We start from the raw sequence: 1,579 nt of genomic DNA, 5'->3' as shown, positions 1-1,579 counted from the left end.
CGTCAGGGTGGTCTGTCGGCTGATGGGCGGTGCCGGTCGTATGCGGAGGGTGCGGACGGTACGGGGTGGGGTGAGGGTGTTGGTGTGCTGGTGGTGGAGCGGTTGTCGGACGCCCGTCGGCTGGGTCATCGGGTGCTGGCGGTGGTGCGGGGTTCGGCGGTCAACCAGGACGGTGCGTCGAATGGTCTGACGGCGCCGAACGGTCCGTCGCAGCAGCGGGTGATCCGTGCGGCGCTGGCGGGCGCGGGGCTGTCCGCGTCGGATGTGGACGTGGTCGAGGGCCACGGCACGGGGACGGCGCTGGGTGATCCGATCGAGGCGCAGGCCGTGCTGGCCGCCTACGGTCAGGAGCGGGATGTGCCGCTGTTGCTGGGGTCGGTGAAGTCGAACATCGGGCATACGCAGGCCGCGGCGGGTGTGGCGGGTGTGATCAAGATGGTCCTCGCGCTGCGGGAGGGTGTGGTGCCCGCGTCGCTGCACGCGGAGCGGCCGAGCTCTCAGGTGGACTGGTCCACGGGTGCGGTCGAAGTCGTTGCGGAGCGGCGGCCGTGGCCGGAGACCGGACGGGTTCGGCGGGCCGGGGTCTCCTCCTTCGGGATCAGTGGCACGAACGCGCACGTGATCCTGGAAGCCCCTGAGGAGCTCGAACAGACGGAGACGGCTGAGGACTTGGTGGGCCCCGTGCCGCTTGTGGTGTCCGGACGCGGTCCGGCCGCGGTGCGGGCTCAGGTGGAGCGTCTGCGGGACTTCCTCTCCGCGCGCCCCGAGGTGCCGGTGGCCGATGTGGCGTGGTCGCTGGTGTCGTCGCGGGCGCGGCTGGAGCAGGGTGCTGCGCTGCTGTCTGCGGATCCGTCGGCGGAGCCGGTGCTGGACGGGGCCGTTGAGGGTGGTCTGGGGTGGATGTTCACCGGGCAGGGTGCGCAGCGCCTGGGGATGGGCGTGGAACTGTACGCGGCGTTCCCGGTGTTCGCGGCCGCGTGGGACGAGATCGTGTCGCACTGGCCGGAGACGGAGGCCGGTGTCGGCAGTCCGGCCTCTGTGTCGGGTGACATCGACGAAACCGGGCGCGCGCAACTCCTGCTGTTCGCCTTCGAGGTGTCCCTGGCGCGGTTGCTGGAGTCGTGGGGGGTGCGGCCCGAGGTCGTGGTGGGGCATTCGATCGGTGAGCTGTCCGCCGCCTGCGTGGCCGGGCTGTGGTCACTGGAGGACGCCTGCCGGATCGTTGCCGCACGTGCGGAGCTGATGCAGGAGCTGCCGGCCGGCGGTGTCATGTGGAGCGCCGCCACCAGCGAGGCCGATGTGGCCGGCCTGCTGGGGGAGGGTGTGGCGCTGGCCGCGGTCAACGGACCCGCCGCCGTCGTCCTGTCCGGCGAGGAAGGGCCGGTCACCCGTGCCGTGGACGTGCTGCGCGAACGGGGCGTGCCAGTACGGCAGTTGCGGGTCTCGCACGCGTTCCACTCCCCGCTGATGGCCCCGGTGCTGGACCACTTCCGCGAGGTCGTGGAGTCCGTGGAGTATCACGAGCCCCGGATCCCGGTGCTCGCGACGGGTGGTGGCCGCACCGATGTGACCAACCCCG

General features: G+C 71.8%; 1 protein-coding gene and 1 pseudogene. Both read left to right on the top strand.

What is annotated here, in order from left to right; genetic code table 11:
* Positions 1–12: 12 nt before the first annotated feature.
* A pseudogene (locus EF387_RS50390) lies at positions 13–63 on the top strand (hypothetical protein); the annotation flags it as partial.
* Positions 64–84: 21 nt separating this feature from the next.
* Positions 85–1,579, top strand: a 1,495-nt coding sequence (locus tag EF387_RS46405; RefSeq protein WP_338058181.1) for an acyltransferase domain-containing protein, incomplete at its 3' end; no start/stop codon positions are given.

The organism is Streptomyces cavernae (assembly GCF_004023625.1).
In the GTDB taxonomy this organism is placed as follows: Bacteria; Actinomycetota; Actinomycetes; order Streptomycetales; family Streptomycetaceae; genus Streptomyces; species Streptomyces cavernae.
The sequence above is the reverse complement of the archived record's forward strand: the minus strand, read 5'-3'. Positions and strand labels throughout refer to the sequence as shown.